The organism is Haloplanus litoreus (assembly GCF_045690335.1).
Lineage (GTDB): Archaea > Halobacteriota > Halobacteria > Halobacteriales > Haloferacaceae > Haloplanus > Haloplanus litoreus.
Map to the genome: position 1 here is coordinate 2,224,338 of NZ_CP147874.1, position 20,776 is coordinate 2,245,113.

Consider the following 20,776-nt stretch of genomic DNA (forward strand, 5'->3'; position numbering starts at 1 on the left):
GTAAAAGGGGTTGCGCAACCCGTGAGGACTTATCCTACCGGCCGTGACACAGTTACAGCAGGACGTGTTACTCCCCGGCCAGCGACGCCGCGACACCGGTGTAGCCCGCCGGCGTCAGCGCCCGGAGTTCGGCCCGCACCGACTCGTCGACGTCCAGGTCGTCGAACAGCGCCCGGAAGTCCGCGAGCGTCACTCGCTCGCCGCGCGTCAGCTCCTTCACGCGTTCGTAGGCCTCGGTGTCGCCCTCGCGCCGGAGGATGGTCTGGACCGCCTCGCCGATTATCTCGGGCGTCGCCTCCAACTCCTCGCGCATCACCGTCTCGTTGGGAACGACCGTCCCCAGTCCCGTCTCGGCCTTGCGGTAGCCGATGAGGCAGTGGCCGAGTGCGGCGCCGACGTTTCGCTTGACCGTCGAATCCGAGAGGTCGCGCTGGAGGCGGGAGGTGGTCACGTAGTCCGCGAGGAAGGTGAGATCCGAGTTCGCCTTCGAGAGGTTCCCCTCGCTGTTCTCGAAGTCGATGGGGTTGACCTTGTGGGGCATCGTCGACGACCCCGTCTCCCCCTCGACGGCCCGCTGACCGAGGTATCGGTCCGAGACGTAGAGCCACGCGTCGCGGTCCAAATCGAGGAGCACGTTGTTGACGCCACGCAAGGCGTCGAACAGTTCCGAGAGGTCGTCACAGGGGTTGACCTGCGTCGTCAGCGCCGTGTGGTGCAGACCGAGGCCGGTGACGAACTCGCGGGAGAACGCCCGCCAGTCCACGTCGGGGTAGGCCGCGACGTGGGCGGCGTAGGTACCCGACGCACCGGCGAGTTTGCCCGCGAGGGCGGCCGTCGCCGACCGAACCCGACCCATCGTCCGCCCGAGACGGGCGGCGTACACCGCCATCTCCTTCCCGAACGTCGTCGGGGTCGCGGGTTGGCCGTGCGTGCGTGCGAGCATCGGCGTGTCGCCGTACTCGTGAGCCATCGTCGTCAGTTCCTCGCGCACGTCCGCGAGTGCGGGGAGGAGGACCTCCTCGACGGCCGGTTTCACTAGCAGTCGGTGTGCGAGGTTGTTCACGTCCTCGCTGGTCAGCCCGAAGTGGATCCAGGGGTGCAGGGACTCGTCGGTGTGGATTCGCAGGAAGTACTCGACCGCCTTCACGTCGTGGTTGGTGGCGGCGTACCCCTCGGCGCCCTCGGTTTCGAGGCGCTTGATCAGTCGGGCGTCGTCGGCGTCGAACGACTCGTAACAGTCCCGGAGGCCGTCCCGCCGTTCGGCGGGGACGGTGACGGGCGTCGCGTCCAGGTCGGAAAGCGCCAGCAAATACTCTACTTCGACGCGTACCCGGGCCCGCATGAGTGCCGACTCGCTCGCGTAGGGCACGAGTGGTTCGGTGTATCGCGCGTAGCGCCCGTCGAGCGGCGAGACAGCCGCGAGCGGGTCGCTCCGTGGTAGATCCGTCATGCCCGGGACTGCCCGTGGACGACGCAAAAGCGTACCGGTCCCCCCGACGATGTCGCAACTGTTTTTCCCACGCGCGGACCTCCCTCGACTATGCTCCGAATCGCGGGTCTCGCCGGCAATCGCGGACGAAACCTGATGCACATCGCGGATCGGGCGCCCGGCGGCGCCGAGGTGGCCGTCGTCTGCACCGACGACGAGTCGGCGCCGGTGCTGTCCTCGGCCGCCGACCGCGGAATTCCGACCGAGGTGGTCGCTCGCGGCGACGACGAGTCGAAGGCCGACCACGAGTCTAGGCTCCTGGACCGACTCGACGACTACGAGTTCGACCTGGTCTGTATGGACGGCTACATGCGCGTCCTCTCGGGTGACCTGCTCGACGCCCTCCCGACGACGCTCAACGTCCACCCGTCGCTCCTGCCCGCCTTCCGTGGCGACGACGCCCACGAACAGGCCCTCGAAGCGGGCGTCCGCACCACCGGCTGTACCGTCCACGTCGCCACCGAGGACTTGGACGCCGGCCCCATCGTCACGCAGGAAGCGGTACCGGTCCACGAGGGCGACGACGTCGCGACGCTGAAACGCCGCGTCCTCCACGAGGCGGAGTTCAAGGCCTACCCGCGCGCAGTGACGTGGTTCGCCGAGGACCGAGTGACCGTCGACGACGACGGCGTCACCGTCGAGGGCGACCAAGCAGGGCAGTTCCCCGCCCGGCGCGTCGTCTCGGACGACCGATCCCGCACGCTTCGATACGGCGAAAACCCCCATCAGGACGCCGCGCTGTACGCCGACGCCGCGAGCGACGAGGCGAGCGTCGTCCACGCCGACCAGTTGAACGAGGGTGCCAAAGCGCTCTCGTACAACAACTACAACGACGCCGACGCCGCCCTCGACCTGATCCGAGAGTTCGAGGAACCGGCGGCCGCGGTCATCAAGCACACCAACCCGGCGGGGTGTGCCACGGCCGACACGCTCTCGCAGGCCTACGACGACGCTCTCGCGACGGACGCCATGAGCGCCTTCGGGGGCATCGTCGCCCTCAACCGCCCCTGTGACGCCGCTACCGCCGACGCTATCGTCGAGTCGTTCAAGGAAGTCGTCGTCGCGCCGGGGTACACAGACGGCGCCCTCGACGTCCTCGCCAAGAAGGAGGACCTGCGGGTACTCGACGTGGGACCGCTCGGTGACCGGGAGGCGACGCTCGCGGAGAAGCCGCTGACCGGCGGCCGCCTCGTCCAGGAGCGTGACGACTGGGCGCCGACCCGCGAGGATCTGGAGATAGTCACGGAACGCGACCCGACGGACGAGGAACTCGAAACGATGCTCTTCGCGTGGCGAACGCTGAAACACGTCAAGTCGAACGCCATCCTCTTGGCGTCGGGCACGGAGACGGTGGGCATCGGCATGGGACAGGTCAGCCGCGTCGACGCCGTCCGGCTGGCGGCGATGAAGGCCGACGAACACGCCGAAGGGAAATCCGCGGAGGGTGCGGTGATGGCCTCCGATGCCTTCTTCCCGTTCCCCGACGGCGTCGAGGAGGCTGCCGAGGCGGGCGTCGAGGCGGTGATCCAGCCCGGCGGCTCGGTCAACGACGAGGACGTCGTCGCCGCCGCCGACGAGCACGACATGGCGATGGCGTTCACCGGAAAGCGGTGTTTCAGACACGACTGAGCGGAGTGTCTGAAGCTCGCCGCACGAGTGAACGCGAGTCCTGATCGGCTTCGGACGCGATCGCGACGGAAGTCGGAACCTCGATACGAGAGCGAGGCGAGTACCTCGCGCCGTCGTCGTCTCGGCCGGGGTGACAACGTTTAAGCGCGGCTCGCCACCACCACCACTCATGACGATAACCGTCCCCGGGCCGACTATCGGCGTCGTCGGCGGCGGACAGCTCGGTCGGATGCTCGCCGAGGCGGCCGCCCCCCTCGGCGTCGAGGTCGTCGTCCTCGATCCGACGCCGGACTGCCCGGCCGCGCCCGTCGCCCGCGATCAGATCGTGGGCGACTTCGACGACCCGGACGCGATCGGCCGGCTGGCGGACCGAACCGACGCGCTCACCTACGAGATCGAACTCGCCGACCCGGATCATCTCGCGACGGCGAGCGCCGAGGCCGACGTGCCGGTCCATCCGACGCCCGAGACACTGCGAACGATCCAGGACAAATTCGCCGAGAAGGAGATGCTGAGCGAGGCGGGCATTCCGGTGCCCGCGTACCGTCGCATCGACTCCGTGGCCGATCTAGAGGCTGCCGTCGAGGAGTTCGGCGGGGTCATGCTGAAGGCCCGCGAGGGTGGCTACGACGGCCGCGGCAACGTCCCGGTCCACGCCGCCGCCGAGGCCGAGAGCGCCCTTCGGGAGGCCGTCGGGACGGCCGAGGAGCCGGCCGCCCTCGCCGAGACGTTCGTCGACTTCGAGCGCGAACTCTCGGTCATCGGCGTGCAGGGCGACGACGAGGTGCGCACCTTCCCCGTCGGCGAGAACGTCCACGAGGCGGAGATCCTTCGGGAGACAGTCGTTCCCGCGCGCACGAGTGACGACGTCGCGGAACGAGCACAGGCCGTCGCACGCGACGTCCTCGACGCTCTGGACGGCCGCGGCGTCTTCGGGATCGAACTGTTCGAGACCCGCGAGGGGGAGATTCTGGTCAACGAGATCGCGCCGCGTCCGCACAACTCCGGCCACTGGAGCATCGAGGGGGCGGTCAGCTCGCAGTTCGAACAGCACACCCGCGCGGTGCTGGGGTGGCCGCTCGGCTCGACCCGACAGCGGGCGCCCACGGTGAGCGCGAACGTCCTCGGAACGGTCGAGGAGTCCCGGCCGGCCACACTGGCCGGCGTCGACCGGGTGTTCGGTCACGAGGCGGCCCACCTCCACTGGTACGGCAAAGACGAGGTACGACCGCTCCGGAAGATGGGTCACGTCACGGCGACCGGTGTCGAGGACGCCGCCGTCGACGACCTGCTCGCATCGACCCGCGAACTGCGCGACAGTCTCACCTTCCAATGACCGACGTGAGCGACATCATCGACGACCTACACGCACAGGCGGCCGCGGACGTCGACCCCGAATCGACCCCCGAAGTGGGGATCATCATGGGGTCGGATTCGGATCTCGACGTGATGGCGGGAGCCTACGACGCGCTGCGAGAACTCGGCTTCGCCGAGCAGACCGACTACCACGACGCGCCCGAGGCGCGGTTCACGTTCGAGAGCTACGTCGTCTCGGCACATCGCACCCCCGACCTGATGTACGCCTACGGCGAGACGGCGGCAGCTCGCGGTCTCGACGTGCTCATCGCGGGCGCGGGCGGGAAGTCGGCGGACCTGCCGAATATGACCGCCTCCATCGCGTACCCGCTGCCGGTGATCGGCGTGCCGGTCCAGGAGAAGTCGGTCGATTCGGTGATCGGGATGCCGACGGGCGCGCCCATCGTCGCGGTCGACGCGGGGAAATCGTACAACGCGGCGCTGTCGGCGGTCCAGATTCTGGCGCGCGAGCACGACGAACTCGTGGAGCGACTCGACGAGGAACACGACGCCCTCCGGTCGGGCGTGGCCGACGTCTCGCGTGATCTCCACGATCTGGGCATCGACGGCTTCCGCCACCGCCACGAGTAGTCGGACATGGCCGCCGCGACAGGCCGTGAATCGCCCGAATACGGCCGTAAAATCGCCATACAGCACCGAATGGCATAAATCAACGCTTATGGGGGAGCACTCCTAACCCGCAGGATGACAGGAATCAAGGTATGAATCAGTGGATAGCAATCGGTGCGCTCGGACTCGTGGGCGTCGGCATTCCCATCGCCATGATGGTTGTGTCGGCCCTCCTCCGGCCGAGCGTGTCCGAACAGGGAAAGACCGTCATCTACGAGAGCGGCGAGGTGCCGACGGGCACGGCGCACGTCCAGTTCAACATCCAGTACTACATGGTCGCGCTGCTGTTCGTCGTCTTCGACGTGGAGACCGTCCTGATCTTCCCGTGGGCCCTGATCTATCGGCCCGCGCTGGAGAACGGGGCGACGCTCGCACAGACCCTCGCGCCGATGCTGGTGTTCGTCGGCATCCTCGTCGTCGGTCTCGTCTGGGCCTGGCGGAACGGTGCGGTCGAATGGGTCAAGAGTCCGCGCGCGTCCCGTCGTAAAACAGAGAGACAATCATGAGTAGCGAACAGGAACGATTCGTCACCGACACAAGTCAGGTAGAGAGCAAGACACGCGATGCCCGGATCGGTTCGTCGGGCACCGACAACCGCTTCAATTCGAAACTTCGCGAGGCGTTCGGCTCCTCGCCGTTCATCCTCACGAAGTTCGACCGGTTCATGGAGTGGGTTCGCGGGTCCTCGATGTTCATGCTACAGTTCGGCATCGCCTGCTGTAGCATCGAAATGATGCACACGTACGCGGTCAAACACGATCTCGACCGGTTCGGGGCCGGCGTGCCGCGTGCGTCGCCGCGACAGGCCGACGTGATCATCGTCCCGGGGACCATCGTCTCGAAGTTCGCCCCGCGGATGAAGCGCGTCTACGACCAGATGCCCGAACCCAAGTTCGTCGTCGGCATGGGGTCGTGTACCATCTCCGGCGGGCCGTTCCAGGAGGGGTACAACGTCGTCAAGGGCGCCGAGGAGGTCATTCCGGTCGACATCCACGTCCCGGGCTGTCCGCCCCGTCCCGAGGCGCTGATCTACGGCGTGGCCAAACTCCAAGAGCGCATCGCCAACGGCGAGAGCGCCCCGGTCACGGTCAAGCCCTACGAACTCGAACAGTTCGGCGATCTCGACCGCGACGAAGTGGTCGACAAACTCGCCGAGGAAATCGACGAGGACGACCTCGTCATGCGGTACAACTGGGCCGATTCGCCATGAGTCTCGAAGAGTCCCAGCCGGAGACGGTCGAACCGACGACGGCCGAGGACCTCGAAGCTCTGCTGGACGACCTGGTGCTCGACCGGGACGACCACCTCAACGCGCCGGGCTTCGTCGTTCGACCCGACGAGGTACAGGACACGCTCTTCCGCCTGCGCGACGAGGCCGGATACGATCACCTCTCCTGTGTCACCGCACAGGAGTACGAGGACCGCTACGAGTCCATCTACCACCTCAAGAAGTACGACGACCCCACCGACGAGGTGAGCGTCGTCGTCCCGACGCCGACCGACGACCCGGTGAGTCAGTCGGCCGAACCCGTCTATCGGACCGCCGACTGGCACGAACGTGAGGCCTACGACTTGGTCGGCATCGAGTACGACGACCACCCCGACCTGCGTCGCATCCTTTTGCCCGAGACGTGGCAGGGCCACCCGCTCGGCCGTGACTACGACCAGGACCGGCCGCAGGTCGTTCCCCTCCGGGAGCACGCCAATCCGCTGCAGGAGGACCACGCGAGCGACTCGGGCGATACGATGTTTCTCAACATCGGTCCCCACCACCCGGCGACCCACGGCGTCCTGCACCTGAAGACGGTGCTCGACGGCGAACAGGTCGTCGACGTGGAGTCGGACATCGGCTACCTCCACCGCTGTGAGGAGCAGATCTGTCAGCAGGGGACCTACCGCTACCAGATCATGCCCTACCCGGACCGGTGGGACTACATCTCGGCCGGCCTGCTCAACGAGTGGGCGTACGCCCGGGTGGCCGAGGATCTCGCGGACATCGAGGTGCCCGAGTACGCACAGGTCATCCGGACGATGGGTGCCGAACTCTGTCGGATCGCGGCACACATGCTCGCGGTTGGCACCTTCGCCCTGGACGTCTACGGCGACTTCACCGCCATCTTCATGTACGCCGTCCGGGACCGCGAGAAGGTCCAGAACATCCTCGAGGAACTCACGGGCCAGCGGCTCATGTTCAACTACTTCCGCCTCGGCGGCGTGGTCTGGGACCTGCCCGAACCCCGCGACGAGTTCTTCGAGATGATCCGGGACTTCCTCGACGACCTGCCGGAGGCGCTGGAGGAGTACCACGACATGATCTCCGCGAACGAGATTCTCCAGGTCCGCACCGTCGATACCGGCGTGCTGCCCCCGGAAGTCGCAAAGAGCTACGGGGCGACCGGTCCCGTCGCCCGCGGATCGGGCGTCGACTACGACCTTCGGCGGGACGACCCCTACGGCTACTACGACGAACTCGACTGGAACGTCGCCGTCGAGGACGGCTGCGACAACTACAGTCGTCTGCTCGTCCGTCTGCGTGAGGTGGAGGAGTCCGCGAAGATCATCGAACAGTGCGTCGACCTGCTGGAGGACTGGCCCGAGGACGAACGGACGATTCAGTCCAACGTCCCCCGGACCATCCGCCCGGACGACGACACCGAGATCTACCGCGCCGTCGAGGGTGCGAAGGGGGAACTCGGCATCTACGTGCGCGCGGACGGCACCGAGAAACCGGCCCGGTTCAAGATCCGGAGTCCGTGTTTCTCGAACCTCCAGACGCTCCCGGAGATGTCGAACGGTGAGTACATCCCCGACCTGATCGCCTCCCTCGGCAGCCTCGACATCGTCCTCGGCGAGGTGGACCGCTGATGGACGGGCTACTGCTCCAGTCGGGGACGGCCACCCCGACCGGGACCGCCAACGCGACGGCGAACGCCTCCGCCGCGGGTCCCGTGACGACCCTTCCAGAGACGATTTCGGGCGCGCTCGGCCTCTCCGGCACGTTCGGCGACATCGTCGGCGGCCTGATCGGCGCCTTCCTCATCGCCAACATCATGCTCGGCATGACGGCGCTGGCCGGGCCATGGGCCAAGCGGAAGATTACGGCCGCCTTCACCGATCGGATCGCAGTCAACCGGATCGGGCCGTTCGGCCTGCTCATCATCGTCGCCGACGCGGTGCGCCTGCTCTCGAAGGAACTGATCGTGCCGGACGGCGTCGACCGCCCGGCCTGGGACCTCGCACCGATCATCCTGCCGTTCTCGGCGCTGCTCGGGTTCGCGGTGATCCCGCTCGGAAGCGGCCTCCAGCTCGCCGACCCCGAGACCGGCATCGTCTTCGCGTTCGCGGCGGCCTCCATCGCGTCGCTCAGCCTCGTCATGGCCGGCTACGCCTCGAACAACAAGTACTCGCTGTTGGGCGCGCTGCGCTCTATCGCCCAGAACCTCGCGTACGAGATTCCACTGGTCGTCACGGCCGCATCGGTGATCATCTTCGCCGGCACGCTACAGACCAGTGAGATCGTCGCCGCACAGACGGAGACGCTCGTCTCCATCGCCGGGGTGTCGATCCCCGGGTGGTACGCCTTCGTCAACCCGTTCGCGTTCGTCCTGTTCGTGCTGGCGAACCTGGCGGAAATCGGACGGAACCCGTTCGACATCCCGGAGGCACCCACCGAAATCGTCGCCGGGTACCAGACGGAGTACTCGAGCGTCTACTTCGTACTGTTCTACCTCGGGGAGTTCATCCACATCTTCCTGGGCGGCGCCCTGATCGCCGTCCTGTTCCTCGGCGGTCCGGCCGGTCCGGTCCTGCCCGGGTTCGTCTGGATGGTCATCAAAATGTGGGCGTTCTTCCTGTTCACCCAGTGGGCGCGCTCCGCGGTGCCCCGCGTGCGTATCGATCAGTTGATCGAGATCGGCTGGAAGGGGATGCTCGTGCTCTCCTTCGCGAACCTGGTGCTCACGGCAGTCATCGTGGGAGTGATCGCATAATGATTGGAATTTTGAAAGGAATGGCGACGACGATGAAACACGCGCTGGACGGCAAGACGTTCACCGTGGAATACCCCGACGTGGCGCCGGAAGTCAGCCCCCGGTTCCGTGGTGTCCACAAGTTCAGCCAGGAGCGGTGTATCTGGTGTCGGCAGTGCGAGAACGTCTGTCCAAACGACACGATTCAGATCGTGCAGGACGACCAGCGAAACGGCGAACAGTACAACCTCCACATCGGTCAGTGCATCTACTGCCGGCTCTGCGAGGAGGTGTGTCCGGTTGACGCCATCCTACTGACCCAGAACTTCGAGTTCACGGCGGACACCAAGGACGACTTCGTCTACAACAAGGAACAGCTGAAAAACGTCCCGTGGTACAAGGGTATCGATCCGCTGGAATCCCGGAACCCCGACCGGAGCGCGTGGATCGGCGAGGGTGACGGCGAGATCGACTACCAGTGATAGCCGAGTCGGCGCTGACCCGTCTCGAAACGTTCAAAAGAATACCTCAAGCAAACACAAGCAATGGTGTATGAAACGATCGCGTTCGTGCTGTTCTCCCTGGTAACACTGGGGTGCAGCCTGGGCGTCGTCCTCGTCGAGGACGTGTGGCACTCCGCACTCCTCCTCGGTGGCGCCCTGCTGAGCGTCGCGGTACATTACGTGATGTTACAGGCGGAGTTTCTCGCCGCCATGCAGATCCTCGTCTACGTGGGCGGGGTTCTGATCCTCATCACGTTCGCCGTGATGCTCACGAAATCGACAGCGGCACAGCCCTCGGAGGTGAGAGAGGCATGACGTCGAAGCCGGAGCTGCGAGTCGGGTCGCATCTGCTCCCCGGACTGGCAGCAGTCGCGCTGTTCGTCGTCATCGCCACCGCGATCCTCCGGGCCTCGTTCGGCGCCCCACAGGGGTTCCCGTCGGACGCAAACATCACGGCGAGCATCGGCTACGCGATGTTCAACCTCGACATGGGTGCGGTGCCGGGCGAGGGGATGCTCGTCGCGTTCATCGTCATCGCGGTGACGCTGGACGCCGCCCTCGACGGCTCGCTCCTGCTGGCGAAACGCGAGGAAGCCGGTAGCGCCGTCGCGTTGCTCGCCGACGGTGGCCGGCAGGTTCGTGACCGACTCCGCGACGACGCGGACGCGGACACCGACGACGGAGGGGAGCGCTGATGGTCCCGGTCCAGTGGTACCTGTTGCTGGCGACGGCCGTGTTCTGTATCGGGCTGTTCGGCATCCTGACCCGAAAGAACGCGCTCCTGTTCCTGATGTCGGTCGAGCTCATGCTGAACGCCGCCAACATCAACTTCGTGGCGTTCTCCGCCTACTGGGGGAACATCACCGGGCAGACGTTCGGCCTGTTCGTGATGGCGCTGGCCGCCGCCGAGGTGGCGGTCGGTATCGGCATCATCCTCGTGCTGTATCGCAACTTCGACGACGTGGACGTGACGCTGGCAAAGGAGATGAGGTGGTAAGATGGCCGGAGCATTCGACTACGCGCCCGCCATCGTCCTCCTCCCGTTCCTCTCCTTCCTCGTGTCACTCGCGGGCGGGAAGTACCTCCCCAAGGGCGGCGCGTTCGGCGGCATCGCGGCCACCGCGGGGTCGCTGATCCTCTCGGCGTGGGTCTTCCTGACCGTCAGCGCCGGCAACGTCTACAACGAGACGCTCTATACGTGGGCCGCGGGCGTTGGCGAGGGGACGACGACCCTCACCTTTGGCCTGCTTCTCGACCCACTGGCGGCGATGATGCTGCTCATCGTCTCGCTGGTCGCGCTCCTGGTCCACGTGTTCAGCCTCGGATACATGAACGACGAGGGCGAGACGGGGCTTCCCCGGTACTACGCCGGCCTCGGCCTCTTCACCGCCTCCATGCTCGGGTTCGTCGTCGCCGACAACCTACTCATGGCGTTCATGTTCTTCGAACTGGTTGGTCTCTGTTCGTATCTCCTGATCGGCTTCTGGTTCCGGCAGGACGGCCCGCCGAGCGCCGCGAAGAAGGCATTCCTGGTCACCCGCTTCGGTGACTACTTCTTCCTCGTCGGCGTCGTCGCCGTCTTCGCCACCTTCGGCACCGCGAAGTTCGCGGGCGACGGGGCGTTCCCGACCCTCGCCGAGGAGGCACTCGCCGGCGCCACCGAGGTGACTACCTTCGGCTTCGCACCCGAGACGTGGTTCACGATTCTCGGCCTCCTGATCCTCGGCGGCGTCGTCGGGAAGTCCGCACAGTTCCCCCTGCACACGTGGCTTCCGGACGCCATGGAGGGTCCGACGCCCGTCTCCGCGCTCATCCACGCCGCGACGATGGTCGCGGCCGGCGTCTACCTCGTCGCGCGGATGTACGGCTTCTACGCGCTCTCGCCCACCGCGCTCGGGATCATCGCACTGGTCGGCGGGTTCACCGCCCTCTTCGCCGCCACGATGGGCGTCGTCAAGCGAGAGATCAAGCAGGTGCTCGCCTACTCCACCATCTCGCAGTACGGCTACATGATGCTGGGACTGGGCGCCGGCGGCTACGTCGCCGCAACCTTCCACCTGCTGACCCACGCCTTCTTCAAGGCGCTCCTCTTCCTCGGCGCGGGTGCGGTCATCATCGCCATGCACCACGACGAGGACATGTGGAACATGGGTGGTCTGAAAGAGCGGATGCCCGTCACCTACTACACCTTCCTCTCCGGATCGCTGGCGCTCGCGGGCATCGTGCCCTTCGCTGGCTTCTGGTCGAAGGACGAGGTGCTGTACGAGGCGCTCGTTCACGGCCTCGGCGGGTCGCCGCTCCTCCTCGCGGGCTACGCGATGGGGCTGGTGGCCGTCTTCTTCACCGGCTTCTACACCTTCCGGATGGTGTTCCTGACGTTCCACGGCGAGCCCCGGACGGACGTCGCTCGCGACCCCCACGGCGTTCGGTGGAACGTGAAAGGCCCGCTGGTGGTCCTCGGCATCCTCGCCGCGACGGTCGGGTTCGTCAACATGGTGCCGGTCCAGGACCTGACGGGCATCCACCTCGAGTATCTGCACGACTGGCTGGCACACGGCGAGATTTCGGCGCTCACCGCCGACCACTACGGCGAACTGCTCCACGACTACGCGGGCTACACGTCCGCTGACGTGGCGTCGTACGTGGCCGGTGCAGTGTCGCTCGCCCTCGCCCTCGCGGGCGCCGGCCTCGCGCACGTGCTCTACAACGTGCCGGACCCGGACGAGCACACGGAGAAACTCGGTGCGGTGAAGTCCCTGTGGTACAACAACTACTACCAGGACGAGTACCAGGTCTGGATCGCCCAGTCCGTCGTCCTGCCCCTGGCTCGACTGGCCGACAAGTTCGACCAGGGCGTCGTCGACGGCGTCGTCAACGGCGTCTCTAGCGTGAGCCTGTTCGCCGGAAGTCGGATCCGGCGGATACAGACTGGCGTCGTGAGCAACTACGCCGTACTCCTCACCCTCGGGTTGACGGCGTTGCTCGTCGCCTTCGGTATTCTCGGAGGGTGGTTCGCATGATAATCGAAGCGCTGATCGCATTCACGTTCGTCGCCTCGATGGCCGTGTTGCTGGCCCCGGACGAGTGGGCCGGCCGCCTCGCGGCGGCCCTGAGTCTACTCCCCGTCGTGGGGAGTCTCTACATGTGGAGTCGCTTCGACGCGGCGGGCAACGCCCTCACGGGTGGGTCCGTCGCGTTCGAGACGATGGTGCCCTGGATGGAACTCGGGGGCTACACGCTCAACTGGCACGTCGGCGTCGACGGCATCGGCCTGCCGCTGGTCGTGTTGACGACGATTCTGTCGACGCTCGCCATCGTGAGCGCGTGGACCCCCATCGACGACCGCCAGTCCCAGTTCTACGGGCTGATGCTGTTCATGGAGGCGAACCTGTTGGGCGTCTTCACCGCGCTCGATTTCTTCGTCTGGTTCGTCTTCTGGGAGGCCGTCCTCCTGCCGATGTACTTCCTCATCGGCGTCTGGGGCGGCCCGCGGCGGAAGTACGCCGCGATCAAGTTCTTCGTCTACACCAACATCGCGTCGCTCGCGATGTTCATCGGGTTCATCGCCCTGGTCTTCGGCCTCGGCGACTCGGTATCGTCACTCGACATGCCGGCCATCGCCGGAGCACTCCGGGCGGGTGAACTCGGATCGCTGTACGGCATCCCCGCGGCGACGCTGCGGAGCGTCGCCTTCGTGGCGATGTTCCTCGGGTTCGCGGTGAAGGTGCCCATCGTCCCCTTCCATACGTGGCTGCCGGACGCACACGTGGAGGCGCCGTCGCCGGTGTCGGTGATGCTGGCCGGCGTCCTCCTGAAGATGGGGACCTACGCCCTGCTCCGGTTCAACTTCACGATGCTGCCGGAGACGGCGACGCAGTTCGCCGTTCCGATCGCTTTGATCGCCGTCGTGAGCGTCATCTACGGTGCGATGCTCGCGCTGGCTCAGCAGGACCTCAAACGCATCGTCGCGTACTCCTCCGTCTCCTCGATGGGCTACGTCATCCTCGGCCTCATCGCCTACACCACCTACGGCGTCGGTGGGGCGACGTTCCAGATGATCGCCCACGGCCTCATCTCGGGGCTGATGTTCATGTCGGTCGGCGTCATCTACAACACGACCCACACCCGGATGGTCGGCGACATGTCCGGGATGGCCGACCGGATGCCGGTCACGACGGGGATTCTGGTCGCCGGCGCCTTCGGCTACATGGGACTGCCCTTGATGGCCGGCTTCGCTGGCGAGTTCTTCATCTTCAAGGGCGCCTTCGCGTCGACGGTCCACGTGGCCATGCCGCTCTTTACCGCCGTCGCGATGTTCGGCATCGTCGTCGTTGCGGGGTACCTGCTCTTTGCGATGCAGCGGACCCTCTTCGGCACCTTCCGCCTAGAGACCGACTACGAGGTCGGACCGGCGCCGCTCCACGAGACGGTTCCACTCGCGATACTGCTCGTGACGATCATCGTCCTCGGGGTCGCCCCCGACCTCTTCTTCGGGATGATCCAAGACGCGGTCGATCCGCTCCTCGACTTCGGAGGTGAACTCTCGTGATTCCCATCCAGACCCAACTGCCGACCTGGGCGGCCGTCGCGCCGACGCTACTACTCGGCCTGACGGCGCTCGTCCTGTTGCTCGTCGACAGCATCGACCCCGACTCGACGCGGCCGACCGCCCTCGCGGGCACCGCGGCCGGCGGAGCGATCCTGACGCTCGCCGTCGCCGGGTGGTTCCTCCTCGCGGGCACCGGCCAGGAGGGCGGAGCCATCGAACTCTACGATGGCGCCATCATCGTCGACGGGTTGAGTCTGTTCTTCACCGTCATCTTCGCGAGCGTCGCCGCGATGGTGTCGCTCGCGAGTTACGACTACCTGCGCGACCGCACCTACCAGGCGGAGTTCTACTCGCTGGTGATGCTCGCGGCGACGGGGATGAGCCTCATGGCGTCTTCGGGGTCGCTGGCGACGGTCTTCGTCAGCCTCGAACTCGCCTCGCTCCCCTCCTACGCCCTCGTGGCGTTCCTCAAGAACAACCGCGGGAGCGTCGAGGCGGGGCTGAAGTACTTCCTCGTCGGCGCAGTCTCCTCGGCGGTCTTTGCCTTCGGTATCTCGCTCGTCTACGCCGTCACGGGATCGCTCCTGCTCTCGGACGTGGCGTCGGCCATCGGCTCGGCGAGTGACCTCGTCGGCGTCGCGGGCGTCGGCGTCGTCATGATCGCCGGTGGTTTCGCCTTCAAGACGGCCTCCGTCCCCTTCCACTTCTGGGCGCCGGAGGCCTACGAGGGCGCCCCGGCACCCATCAGCGCCTTCCTGTCCTCGGCGTCGAAGGCGGCCGGGTTCGCCGTTGCCTTCCGCGTGTTCGCGGTGGCCTTCCCCATCGACGCCGTGGTGCCGATGGGTATCGACTGGCCGCTACTCTTTGCCGTCCTCGCCGTCGTCACGATGACGCTCGGTAACTTCGCGGCGGCGACCCAGCAGAACGTCAAACGGATGCTGGCGTACTCATCGGTCGGCCACGCGGGCTACGCACTGATCGGCCTCGCCGCCCTCTCCGGCGGCGGCCCGAACGGCGACGTGATGGGCGCGAGTATGGCCCACCTGCTCGTCTACGGCTTCATGAACACGGGTGCGTTCCTGTTCATCGCCCTGGTCGAACACTGGGAACTCGGCCGCACCTTCGAGGACTACAACGGTCTCGCGACGCGAGCGCCCGTCGCCTGTCTGGCGATGACGGTGTTCATGTTCTCGCTCGCGGGGCTGCCGCCGTTCGGCGGCTTCCTCTCGAAGTACGCCCTCTTTTACTCGGCCATCGAGGGTGGCTTCTGGTGGCTCGCGGCCGTCGGCGCGATCAACAGCGCACTGTCGCTGTTCTACTACTCCAGAGTGGTGAAGGCGATGTGGATCGAGGACCCCGCTGGAGCCTTGGACCTCGGATCGACGCCGCTCGGTCTCTACGTTGCGGTGATGCTCGCCGCCGTCGGCACGCTCTTGCTCCTGCCGGCGTTCGGGCCCGTCGTCGAGACGGCCCAGAGCGCCGCCACGGCGCTGTTCGCGTAGTCAGCCGAGCACCGATCTGATCGCCCGCGTCACTTCTTTCGAGCGTCTCACCGTGATACCGTCGGTGGTGATGAACACGCCGTGCTCACCCTCGACGACACGCGTCACGAACCCGTTTGCGAAGACCCGGAGGGTGTAGTGGTACTCGCCGAGTTCGCTCCCGCTGTACGCCAACTGGGCGCGGAAGCCTGCGGCCTCGTGTTCGACCCAGCGTGAGAGGTCGGCGTCCGCGTCCAGATCCGAGCGCAGATACACTTGCTCGTACTCGTCCGGCGTGAAGTAGACGATGCTCCGCAAACTGTCGCCGACCGTGGTCCGACAGGCACTCACCAGTTGCTCCTCGAGCGACGCATCGACGAGTCCTCGGTGCTCGCTCATGTCACATGGTATCACGTCACACAACAGGTTAACTCCATCGGCGACGCGTGACGGTAGGGTTTTCAGCACCCGGCGTAACGGACGGATATGGTCAGGCGGTTGGTGCTCGGGTGCGGACGCGCCGGGGAGACGGTCGTCGGCGTCGTCTCGACGTGGGGCGGTGATCTCCGGGTGGTCGTGCCGGAGGCGGCCCGGGCCGACGGGGTCGAGACGAACGCGGAGGTGATCAGTGGCGATCCCGCCGATCCGGAGACGTACCCCGAGACGGCCGACGTAGTGCTCGTTTTCGGGGACGACCACGACCGCAACGTCGCCGCGGCGAAACAGGCCCGAGAGTCCTTTCCCGACGCACACCTCGTGGCGTCGACGGGGCGGGGCGGCGCCGCCGCCGACTTCGAGACCGTCGCCGACAGGGTGATCGACGTCGAACGGGTCGTGACCGATCACGTCCTCGAGGCGGCGACTGGCAAGGGTGCGGAGCGCGTGTGGCGGCTGTTGAACGTCCTCCGTGGAATCGACGGCCGGCTGGCGGTCGTGATGCACGACAATCCCGACCCGGACGCCATCGCATCGGCGCTCGCGCTGGCGGTGATCGCCCGGTCGGTGGGCATCGAGGCCGACGCCTGCTACTTCGGCGACATCTCCCACCAAGAGAACCGGGCGCTGGTGAACCTGTTGGATCTCGAGCTTCGCAACGTCGAGTCGGTCGACGCCTTGGACGACTACGCGGGCATCGCGCTAGTCGATCACTCCCGGCCCGGCGTGAACGACGGACTCGACCCCGACACGTCTGTCGACGTGGTCGTGGACCACCACCCGCCGCGAGCACCCGTCGAGGCGCGCTACGTGGACCTGCGGAGCGACGTGGGTGCGACGAGCACCCTCCTCACGGAGTATCTGAAACGACTGGGCCTCGACCCGGGGCGCGAGGTGGCGACCGCCCTCCTGTACGGGATTCGGATCGACACCCGGGAGTTCACGCGCGAGGCCGTCGAGGCCGACTTCGAGGCGGCGGCACATCTCTACCCCCTCGTCGACGAGTCCATCCTCGAACGCGTCGAATCGCCAAGTATGGGACCGGAGGTGCTGTCGACGCTCGCGGCGGCGATTCGGAACCGGGACGTCAGGGGCGACGTCCTCACCACCGGCGTCGGGCGCATCCGCGACCGGGACGCCCTCGCACAGGCGGCGGACAAACTGCTCGACATGGAGGACGTCTGTGTCACCGTCGTCTACGGCTTCATGGACGAGACGGTGTACGTCTCCGGGCGTGCCCGGGGAACGGACGTCGACCTCGGGGAGGCCCTGCGCGACGCCCTCGGCCCAATCGGGAGCGCCGGTGGCCACGCCGACATGGCGGGGGCACAGATCCCGCTCGGAATCCTCGGCGCCGTCGACGAGGAGTCGACCGACTCGTTGTCGCGTGTCGTCGACGAAGTGATCGCAGAGCGGATCTTCGAGATCCTGAAGAACCCCCCGAGCGCGCCGGTTCGCGACCCCACCGCCGCGGACATCGCCTTCGAGTTTCCACTCTCCGACGAGGGCTGAGCGGCGGCGTCGGGCCAGTCGCGCCACGACGACCACCCTTTTGAGAGTCGACGCCGTATCGCTCCTCGATGGCCGACAACGCGACCGTCGAAGAATATATGACCCGTGAGGTGGCGACTGTCTCGCCCGACGACTCCGTCGTCGAGGTATCGCGACGCATCGTCGAGAGCGACGGCCACACCGGCTTTCCAGTGACCGACGGCCGTCAGGTTGAAGGGTTCATCAGCGCCCGCGACCTGCTGTTGGCCGACGACGACGCCCTCGTGTTCACCGTGATGTCGGACGACCTCGTCGTCGCGCATCCGGAGATGAAGGTCAACGACGCCGCGCGAGTGATCCTCCGATCGGGGATCCAGAAACTCCCGGTCGTCGACGACGCCGGCAACCTCGTCGGCATCATCTCGAACACGGACGTCATCCGGAGTCAGATCGAACGCGCGACGCCGAAGAAGGTGGACAAACTTCTGCACACCCTCGAAGAGATTCACGACATCGACGCCTCGGAGGAGCGCCGGCGCGTGAAACTGGCCGACCTCACCCCGACGCAGGGGCGGGTCTACGCCGACGAACTTCAGGGTCGAAGCTACGAACTCGAACACGGCCTGGCCGAACCGCTGGTCGTCATCGACAACGGTGGCACCCTCCTCCTCGCGGACGGCCACCACCGGGTCATGGCCGCCGACCGCCTCGACATCGAGGAGATGGACGCCTACGTCATCGTCATCGACGAGGACGCCGGACTCGAACTCGGGATGCAACGCACCGCGGAGAAGGAGGGGCTGGAGTCCATCGGCGACATCTCCATCGTCGACTACGCACGGCACCCGCTGATCGAGACGACCGAACGGCTTCAACAGGAGCAGCGGTAGGCCACGCCTCCCCCGGCGGACCGCACCATCGACCCGGGGGACGACGACTCGCCGTCCGTGCCGCCGACGCCCGCTTCGTTCGTTCCGTCGTCGCCGTCGTCGCCGTCGTCGCCGTCGTCGCCGTCGTCGCCGTCGTCGCTCGCACCGTCACCGTCGTCGCCGTCTTCCTCCGGTCGGTCGACGCCGACCAGATCGAGTTCGGGGACCAACATGCCGAGCACCGACAGCGAGTAGTAGCGGACGAAGGTGAGCGCCGGCACCTGCACGAGTAGCCCGGCGACCGTCAAGGCGAGGACGAAAAGCGCCACGAGGGGGACGGCGACGAACACCACGGCCTGGTGCAGGCCGGCCGCAGACAGGCCGAGATAGAGGACACCACCGACGACGACGAACGGAATCGCGAGCACGATAGCCACCAGGAGGACGACGATGGACACCGCGATGCTCACGCCGATGCCGAGGACGAACTTCGCGACCACGTAGAGGGCGACTTGCTTCCACTCCCCACGGAGCGTCGGCCAGAGGCGTCGCCACGAGTCGACGACTCCGCGACCCTCGGTCAGCATCGTCGGGACCACGAAGTCCGTCGTCAGCCCGAGAATCACGCTCGCGACGATGCCGACGATGACGAAAACGAGGATCAGTGGAACCATCAAAACGAGGAGGACCGGCGAGAGTCCGATGCCGCCGAGGAGCACGAGCGCCAACGGCACGCCGATCGACAGGAGCGTGAGGAGGCCGACGACGATGCGGAAGCCGAACAGGCGCAGGCCGGGACGGAACTCCTCGCCGAACGGGCCCCGGATCGACACCTCGCGGTCACGCAGTCCCCGGACGAGGACGAACTCCATCACGGCGCCGACGAGACTCCACAACAACAGGAGGGCGAGTGCCACGAGAACGAGACCGACGACGATGGCCACCGCCGAACCGATCTCGGGTGGCGAGGGTGTCGGCAGGTCGGAGGGCATCCCACCGCCGCCCGAGGATACGTTCGCGTTGCCGCCCCCGGTTGGGATGCCACCGCCGACGCCGACGAAGAGCGTGATCAGGGCGAGGCGAAGCCACCGTCCCCGGTCCACCGGGAGAAGCAAGTCTTTGGTCGCGTCACGGGCGTCCGAAAGGGCAGCGAGCGCGTACCAGGAGGGCATGCTCGGCACATCGAATCCAGGTGACAAAAGTACAGGGGGTGCCGATCCGACTGCGAGACAGAGCGGCGACGCGACTTTGGTCGCGGGGTGGCAAGGGTCGGCCATGACGCCGTTCGAACGCCGGACTCGGCGGGCACAGGCGCGACTGGTCGACGCCGGCGCCGACGCGCTCGCCCTCACGCCCGGGCGGAACCTGTACTACCTAAGCGGGGTGGACACGGAGCCGAGCGACCGACTGACGCTCCTCGTGGTGCCCGCGGAGGGCGATCCGACGTTCGTCGTGCCAGCCCTCGACGCCGCGTCGGTTCGTGATGCCACGTGGGTGACGGACGTGCGCACGTGGGCCGACGAGACGGGACCGAGTCCGGCCCTCGACCCACTGCTGGACGACCTGTCGCCCTCACACGTCCTCCTCGCGGATCGGATGTGGACGGCCGTCTCGCTGTCACTCCGTGACCGACTGCCCGAGGCCACCGTCGGCCTCGCGAGCGAGGTGCTCGCTCCGCTCCGACGGCTGAAGGACGACCGGGAACTCGATGCCCTGCGCACGGCCGCCGAGGCGGCCGACGCGACGATGCGTGACGTGCGTGCCCTCGGTACCGGCGCAGTCGGGCGGACGGAAGCCGACCTCGCGGCGTTCGTCGAGGACCGACTGGAAGCCCACGGCGGTACGGGCATCGCCTTCGACACTATCGTCGCCGCGGGGCCGAACGGTGCCGACCCGCACCACGCGAGCGGCGACCGGGAGATTCGTCCCGGTGACCCCGTCGTCCTCGACTTCGGGACGCGAGTCGACGCCTACCCGAGCGACCAGACGCGTACCGTCGTCTTCGACGGCGATCCACCCGCGGCGTTCGAGGCGGTCCACCGGGTGGTCGCGGAGGCGCAGGCGGCCGGCGTCGCGGCGGCCGGACCCGGAGTCACGACGGGCGCCGTCGACCGGGCAGTACGGGACGTGATCGAGGACGCGGGCTACGGCGACCGGTTCGTCCACCGGACGGGCCACGGCGTCGGCCTCGACGTCCACGAGGACCCCGATATCGTCGCCGGCGGCGACGTGGAACTCGAACCGGGGATGGTCTTCAGCGTCGAACCAGGCGTGTATCTCCACGACCGCTTCGGCGTCAGAATCGAGGACCTCGTGGTCGTCACCGCGGACGGAACGGAGCGACTCAACCGGACGGACCGCGGCTGGCGACTCTGA

General features: G+C 66.8%; 20 protein-coding genes. 17 read left to right on the forward strand and 3 right to left on the reverse strand.

Going from position 1 to position 20,776, the window contains the following annotated elements; translation table 11 throughout:
• Positions 1 to 67: 67 nt before the first annotated feature.
• A complete protein-coding gene (purB, locus tag V8686_RS11940) occupies positions 68 to 1,450 on the reverse strand; it encodes an adenylosuccinate lyase (RefSeq protein ID WP_379704419.1) in 1,383 nt (460 codons plus the stop codon).
• 90 nt (positions 1,451 to 1,540) lie between these two features.
• Here purB and purH point away from each other — a divergent pair, with 90 nt between their 5' ends.
• The 14 genes from purH (at position 1,541) to V8686_RS12010 (ending at position 15,626) form a co-directional block, all read left to right on the forward strand.
• Positions 1,541 to 3,118: a bifunctional phosphoribosylaminoimidazolecarboxamide formyltransferase/IMP cyclohydrolase gene (gene purH / locus V8686_RS11945; RefSeq protein WP_379704421.1), complete on the forward strand. Its 1,578-nt coding sequence runs from the start codon at positions 1,541 to 1,543 to the stop codon at positions 3,116 to 3,118.
• 169 nt (positions 3,119 to 3,287) lie between these two features.
• Positions 3,288 to 4,454 (forward strand): 5-(carboxyamino)imidazole ribonucleotide synthase, encoded by a 1,167-nt coding sequence (locus V8686_RS11950; RefSeq protein ID WP_379704423.1) that lies wholly within the window; start codon positions 3,288 to 3,290, stop codon positions 4,452 to 4,454.
• Positions 4,451 to 5,065 (forward strand): 5-(carboxyamino)imidazole ribonucleotide mutase, encoded by a 615-nt coding sequence (gene purE, locus V8686_RS11955; protein ID WP_379704425.1) that lies wholly within the window; start codon positions 4,451 to 4,453, stop codon positions 5,063 to 5,065. The genes V8686_RS11950 and purE overlap by 4 nt, the downstream gene beginning before the upstream one ends.
• A 131-nt stretch (positions 5,066 to 5,196) precedes the next feature.
• On the forward strand, positions 5,197 to 5,610 hold the full coding sequence (locus tag V8686_RS11960; RefSeq protein WP_379704427.1) for an NADH-quinone oxidoreductase subunit A: 414 nt from the start codon (positions 5,197 to 5,199) through the stop codon (positions 5,608 to 5,610).
• Entirely contained in the window at positions 5,607 to 6,314 is a 708-nt protein-coding gene (locus V8686_RS11965; RefSeq protein WP_379704429.1) for an NADH-quinone oxidoreductase subunit B, read from the forward strand. The genes V8686_RS11960 and V8686_RS11965 overlap by 4 nt, the downstream gene beginning before the upstream one ends.
• Positions 6,311 to 7,969, forward strand: a complete 1,659-nt coding sequence (locus V8686_RS11970) for an NADH-quinone oxidoreductase subunit D (RefSeq protein WP_379704431.1) — start codon at positions 6,311 to 6,313, stop codon at positions 7,967 to 7,969. Before V8686_RS11965 ends, V8686_RS11970 begins: the two co-directional genes overlap by 4 nt.
• A complete protein-coding gene (locus V8686_RS11975; RefSeq protein WP_379704433.1) occupies positions 7,969 to 9,093 on the forward strand; it encodes a complex I subunit 1/NuoH family protein in 1,125 nt (374 codons plus the stop codon). The genes V8686_RS11970 and V8686_RS11975 overlap by 1 nt, the downstream gene beginning before the upstream one ends.
• Positions 9,093 to 9,554, forward strand: coding sequence for a NuoI/complex I 23 kDa subunit family protein (locus V8686_RS11980; protein ID WP_248896717.1), 462 nt, complete (start codon positions 9,093 to 9,095; stop codon positions 9,552 to 9,554). The genes V8686_RS11975 and V8686_RS11980 overlap by 1 nt, the downstream gene beginning before the upstream one ends.
• 63 nt (positions 9,555 to 9,617) lie before the next feature.
• Positions 9,618 to 9,890 (forward strand): NADH-quinone oxidoreductase subunit J, encoded by a 273-nt coding sequence (locus V8686_RS11985; RefSeq protein WP_379704435.1) that lies wholly within the window; start codon positions 9,618 to 9,620, stop codon positions 9,888 to 9,890.
• A complete protein-coding gene (locus V8686_RS11990) occupies positions 9,887 to 10,270 on the forward strand; it encodes a proton-conducting membrane transporter (protein ID WP_379704436.1) in 384 nt (127 codons plus the stop codon). Before V8686_RS11985 ends, V8686_RS11990 begins: the two co-directional genes overlap by 4 nt.
• Positions 10,270 to 10,572 (forward strand): NADH-quinone oxidoreductase subunit NuoK, encoded by a 303-nt coding sequence (gene nuoK, locus V8686_RS11995; RefSeq protein ID WP_379704438.1) that lies wholly within the window; start codon positions 10,270 to 10,272, stop codon positions 10,570 to 10,572. Before V8686_RS11990 ends, nuoK begins: the two co-directional genes overlap by 1 nt.
• A 1-nt stretch (position 10,573) precedes the next feature.
• Positions 10,574 to 12,595, forward strand: coding sequence for an NADH-quinone oxidoreductase subunit L (gene nuoL, locus V8686_RS12000; protein ID WP_379704440.1), 2,022 nt, complete (start codon positions 10,574 to 10,576; stop codon positions 12,593 to 12,595).
• Entirely contained in the window at positions 12,592 to 14,124 is a 1,533-nt protein-coding gene (locus tag V8686_RS12005) for a complex I subunit 4 family protein (RefSeq protein WP_379704442.1), read from the forward strand. The genes nuoL and V8686_RS12005 overlap by 4 nt, the downstream gene beginning before the upstream one ends.
• Positions 14,124 to 15,626, forward strand: coding sequence for an NADH-quinone oxidoreductase subunit N (locus V8686_RS12010; protein ID WP_379706557.1), 1,503 nt, complete (start codon positions 14,124 to 14,126; stop codon positions 15,624 to 15,626). Before V8686_RS12005 ends, V8686_RS12010 begins: the two co-directional genes overlap by 1 nt.
• Here the strand turns inward: V8686_RS12010 and V8686_RS12015 are convergent, their stop codons facing one another.
• Complete coding sequence (locus tag V8686_RS12015) at positions 15,627 to 16,004, reverse strand: DUF7522 family protein (RefSeq protein ID WP_379704444.1); 378 nt, start codon at positions 16,002 to 16,004, stop codon at positions 15,627 to 15,629. It lies immediately after the preceding gene.
• A gap of 87 nt (positions 16,005 to 16,091) precedes the next feature.
• On the opposite strand from V8686_RS12015, the gene V8686_RS12020 reads away from it, so the two are divergent.
• Together V8686_RS12020 and V8686_RS12025 are read left to right on the forward strand one after the other, a co-directional pair.
• A complete protein-coding gene (locus V8686_RS12020; protein WP_379704446.1) occupies positions 16,092 to 17,552 on the forward strand; it encodes a DHH family phosphoesterase in 1,461 nt (486 codons plus the stop codon).
• A 68-nt stretch (positions 17,553 to 17,620) separates the two neighbouring features.
• A complete protein-coding gene (locus tag V8686_RS12025; RefSeq protein ID WP_379704448.1) occupies positions 17,621 to 18,421 on the forward strand; it encodes a CBS domain-containing protein in 801 nt (266 codons plus the stop codon).
• Here V8686_RS12025 and V8686_RS12030 read toward each other — a convergent pair.
• Positions 18,403 to 19,572 (reverse strand): DUF7544 domain-containing protein, encoded by a 1,170-nt coding sequence (locus V8686_RS12030; protein WP_379704450.1) that lies wholly within the window; start codon positions 19,570 to 19,572, stop codon positions 18,403 to 18,405. The two genes, V8686_RS12025 and V8686_RS12030, sit on opposite strands and share 19 nt — an antisense overlap.
• Positions 19,573 to 19,675: 103 nt before the next feature.
• On the opposite strand from V8686_RS12030, the gene V8686_RS12035 reads away from it, so the two are divergent.
• The gene (locus tag V8686_RS12035; RefSeq protein ID WP_379704452.1) at positions 19,676 to 20,776 is read left to right on the forward strand and encodes a M24 family metallopeptidase; all 1,101 of its coding nucleotides are present in this window, start codon (positions 19,676 to 19,678) and stop codon (positions 20,774 to 20,776) included.

What these genes read in the sequence shown, in the direction of transcription:
- V8686_RS11950 (WP_379704423.1), top strand. Translation starts at nt 3,288, where the DNA reads ATGACGATAACCGTCCCCGGGCCGACTATCGGCGTCGTCGGCGGCGGA.
- purB (WP_379704419.1), bottom strand. Translation starts at nt 1,450, where the DNA reads ATGACGGATCTACCACGGAGCGACCCGCTCGCGGCTGTCTCGCCGCTC.
- V8686_RS12020 (WP_379704446.1), top strand. Translation starts at nt 16,092, where the DNA reads ATGGTCAGGCGGTTGGTGCTCGGGTGCGGACGCGCCGGGGAGACGGTC.
- V8686_RS11975 (WP_379704433.1), top strand. Translation starts at nt 7,969, where the DNA reads ATGGACGGGCTACTGCTCCAGTCGGGGACGGCCACCCCGACCGGGACC.
- V8686_RS12025 (WP_379704448.1), top strand. Translation starts at nt 17,621, where the DNA reads ATGGCCGACAACGCGACCGTCGAAGAATATATGACCCGTGAGGTGGCG.
- nuoL (WP_379704440.1), top strand. Translation starts at nt 10,574, where the DNA reads ATGGCCGGAGCATTCGACTACGCGCCCGCCATCGTCCTCCTCCCGTTC.
- purE (WP_379704425.1), top strand. Translation starts at nt 4,451, where the DNA reads ATGACCGACGTGAGCGACATCATCGACGACCTACACGCACAGGCGGCC.
- V8686_RS12005 (WP_379704442.1), top strand. Translation starts at nt 12,592, where the DNA reads ATGATAATCGAAGCGCTGATCGCATTCACGTTCGTCGCCTCGATGGCC.
- V8686_RS12035 (WP_379704452.1), top strand. Translation starts at nt 19,676, where the DNA reads ATGACGCCGTTCGAACGCCGGACTCGGCGGGCACAGGCGCGACTGGTC.
- V8686_RS11970 (WP_379704431.1), top strand. Translation starts at nt 6,311, where the DNA reads ATGAGTCTCGAAGAGTCCCAGCCGGAGACGGTCGAACCGACGACGGCC.
- V8686_RS11980 (WP_248896717.1), top strand. Translation starts at nt 9,093, where the DNA reads ATGATTGGAATTTTGAAAGGAATGGCGACGACGATGAAACACGCGCTG.
- V8686_RS12015 (WP_379704444.1), bottom strand. Translation starts at nt 16,004, where the DNA reads ATGAGCGAGCACCGAGGACTCGTCGATGCGTCGCTCGAGGAGCAACTG.
- V8686_RS11990 (WP_379704436.1), top strand. Translation starts at nt 9,887, where the DNA reads ATGACGTCGAAGCCGGAGCTGCGAGTCGGGTCGCATCTGCTCCCCGGA.
- V8686_RS11965 (WP_379704429.1), top strand. Translation starts at nt 5,607, where the DNA reads ATGAGTAGCGAACAGGAACGATTCGTCACCGACACAAGTCAGGTAGAG.
- purH (WP_379704421.1), top strand. Translation starts at nt 1,541, where the DNA reads ATGCTCCGAATCGCGGGTCTCGCCGGCAATCGCGGACGAAACCTGATG.
- V8686_RS11985 (WP_379704435.1), top strand. Translation starts at nt 9,618, where the DNA reads ATGGTGTATGAAACGATCGCGTTCGTGCTGTTCTCCCTGGTAACACTG.
- V8686_RS11960 (WP_379704427.1), top strand. Translation starts at nt 5,197, where the DNA reads ATGAATCAGTGGATAGCAATCGGTGCGCTCGGACTCGTGGGCGTCGGC.
- V8686_RS12030 (WP_379704450.1), bottom strand. Translation starts at nt 19,572, where the DNA reads ATGCCCTCCTGGTACGCGCTCGCTGCCCTTTCGGACGCCCGTGACGCG.
- nuoK (WP_379704438.1), top strand. Translation starts at nt 10,270, where the DNA reads ATGGTCCCGGTCCAGTGGTACCTGTTGCTGGCGACGGCCGTGTTCTGT.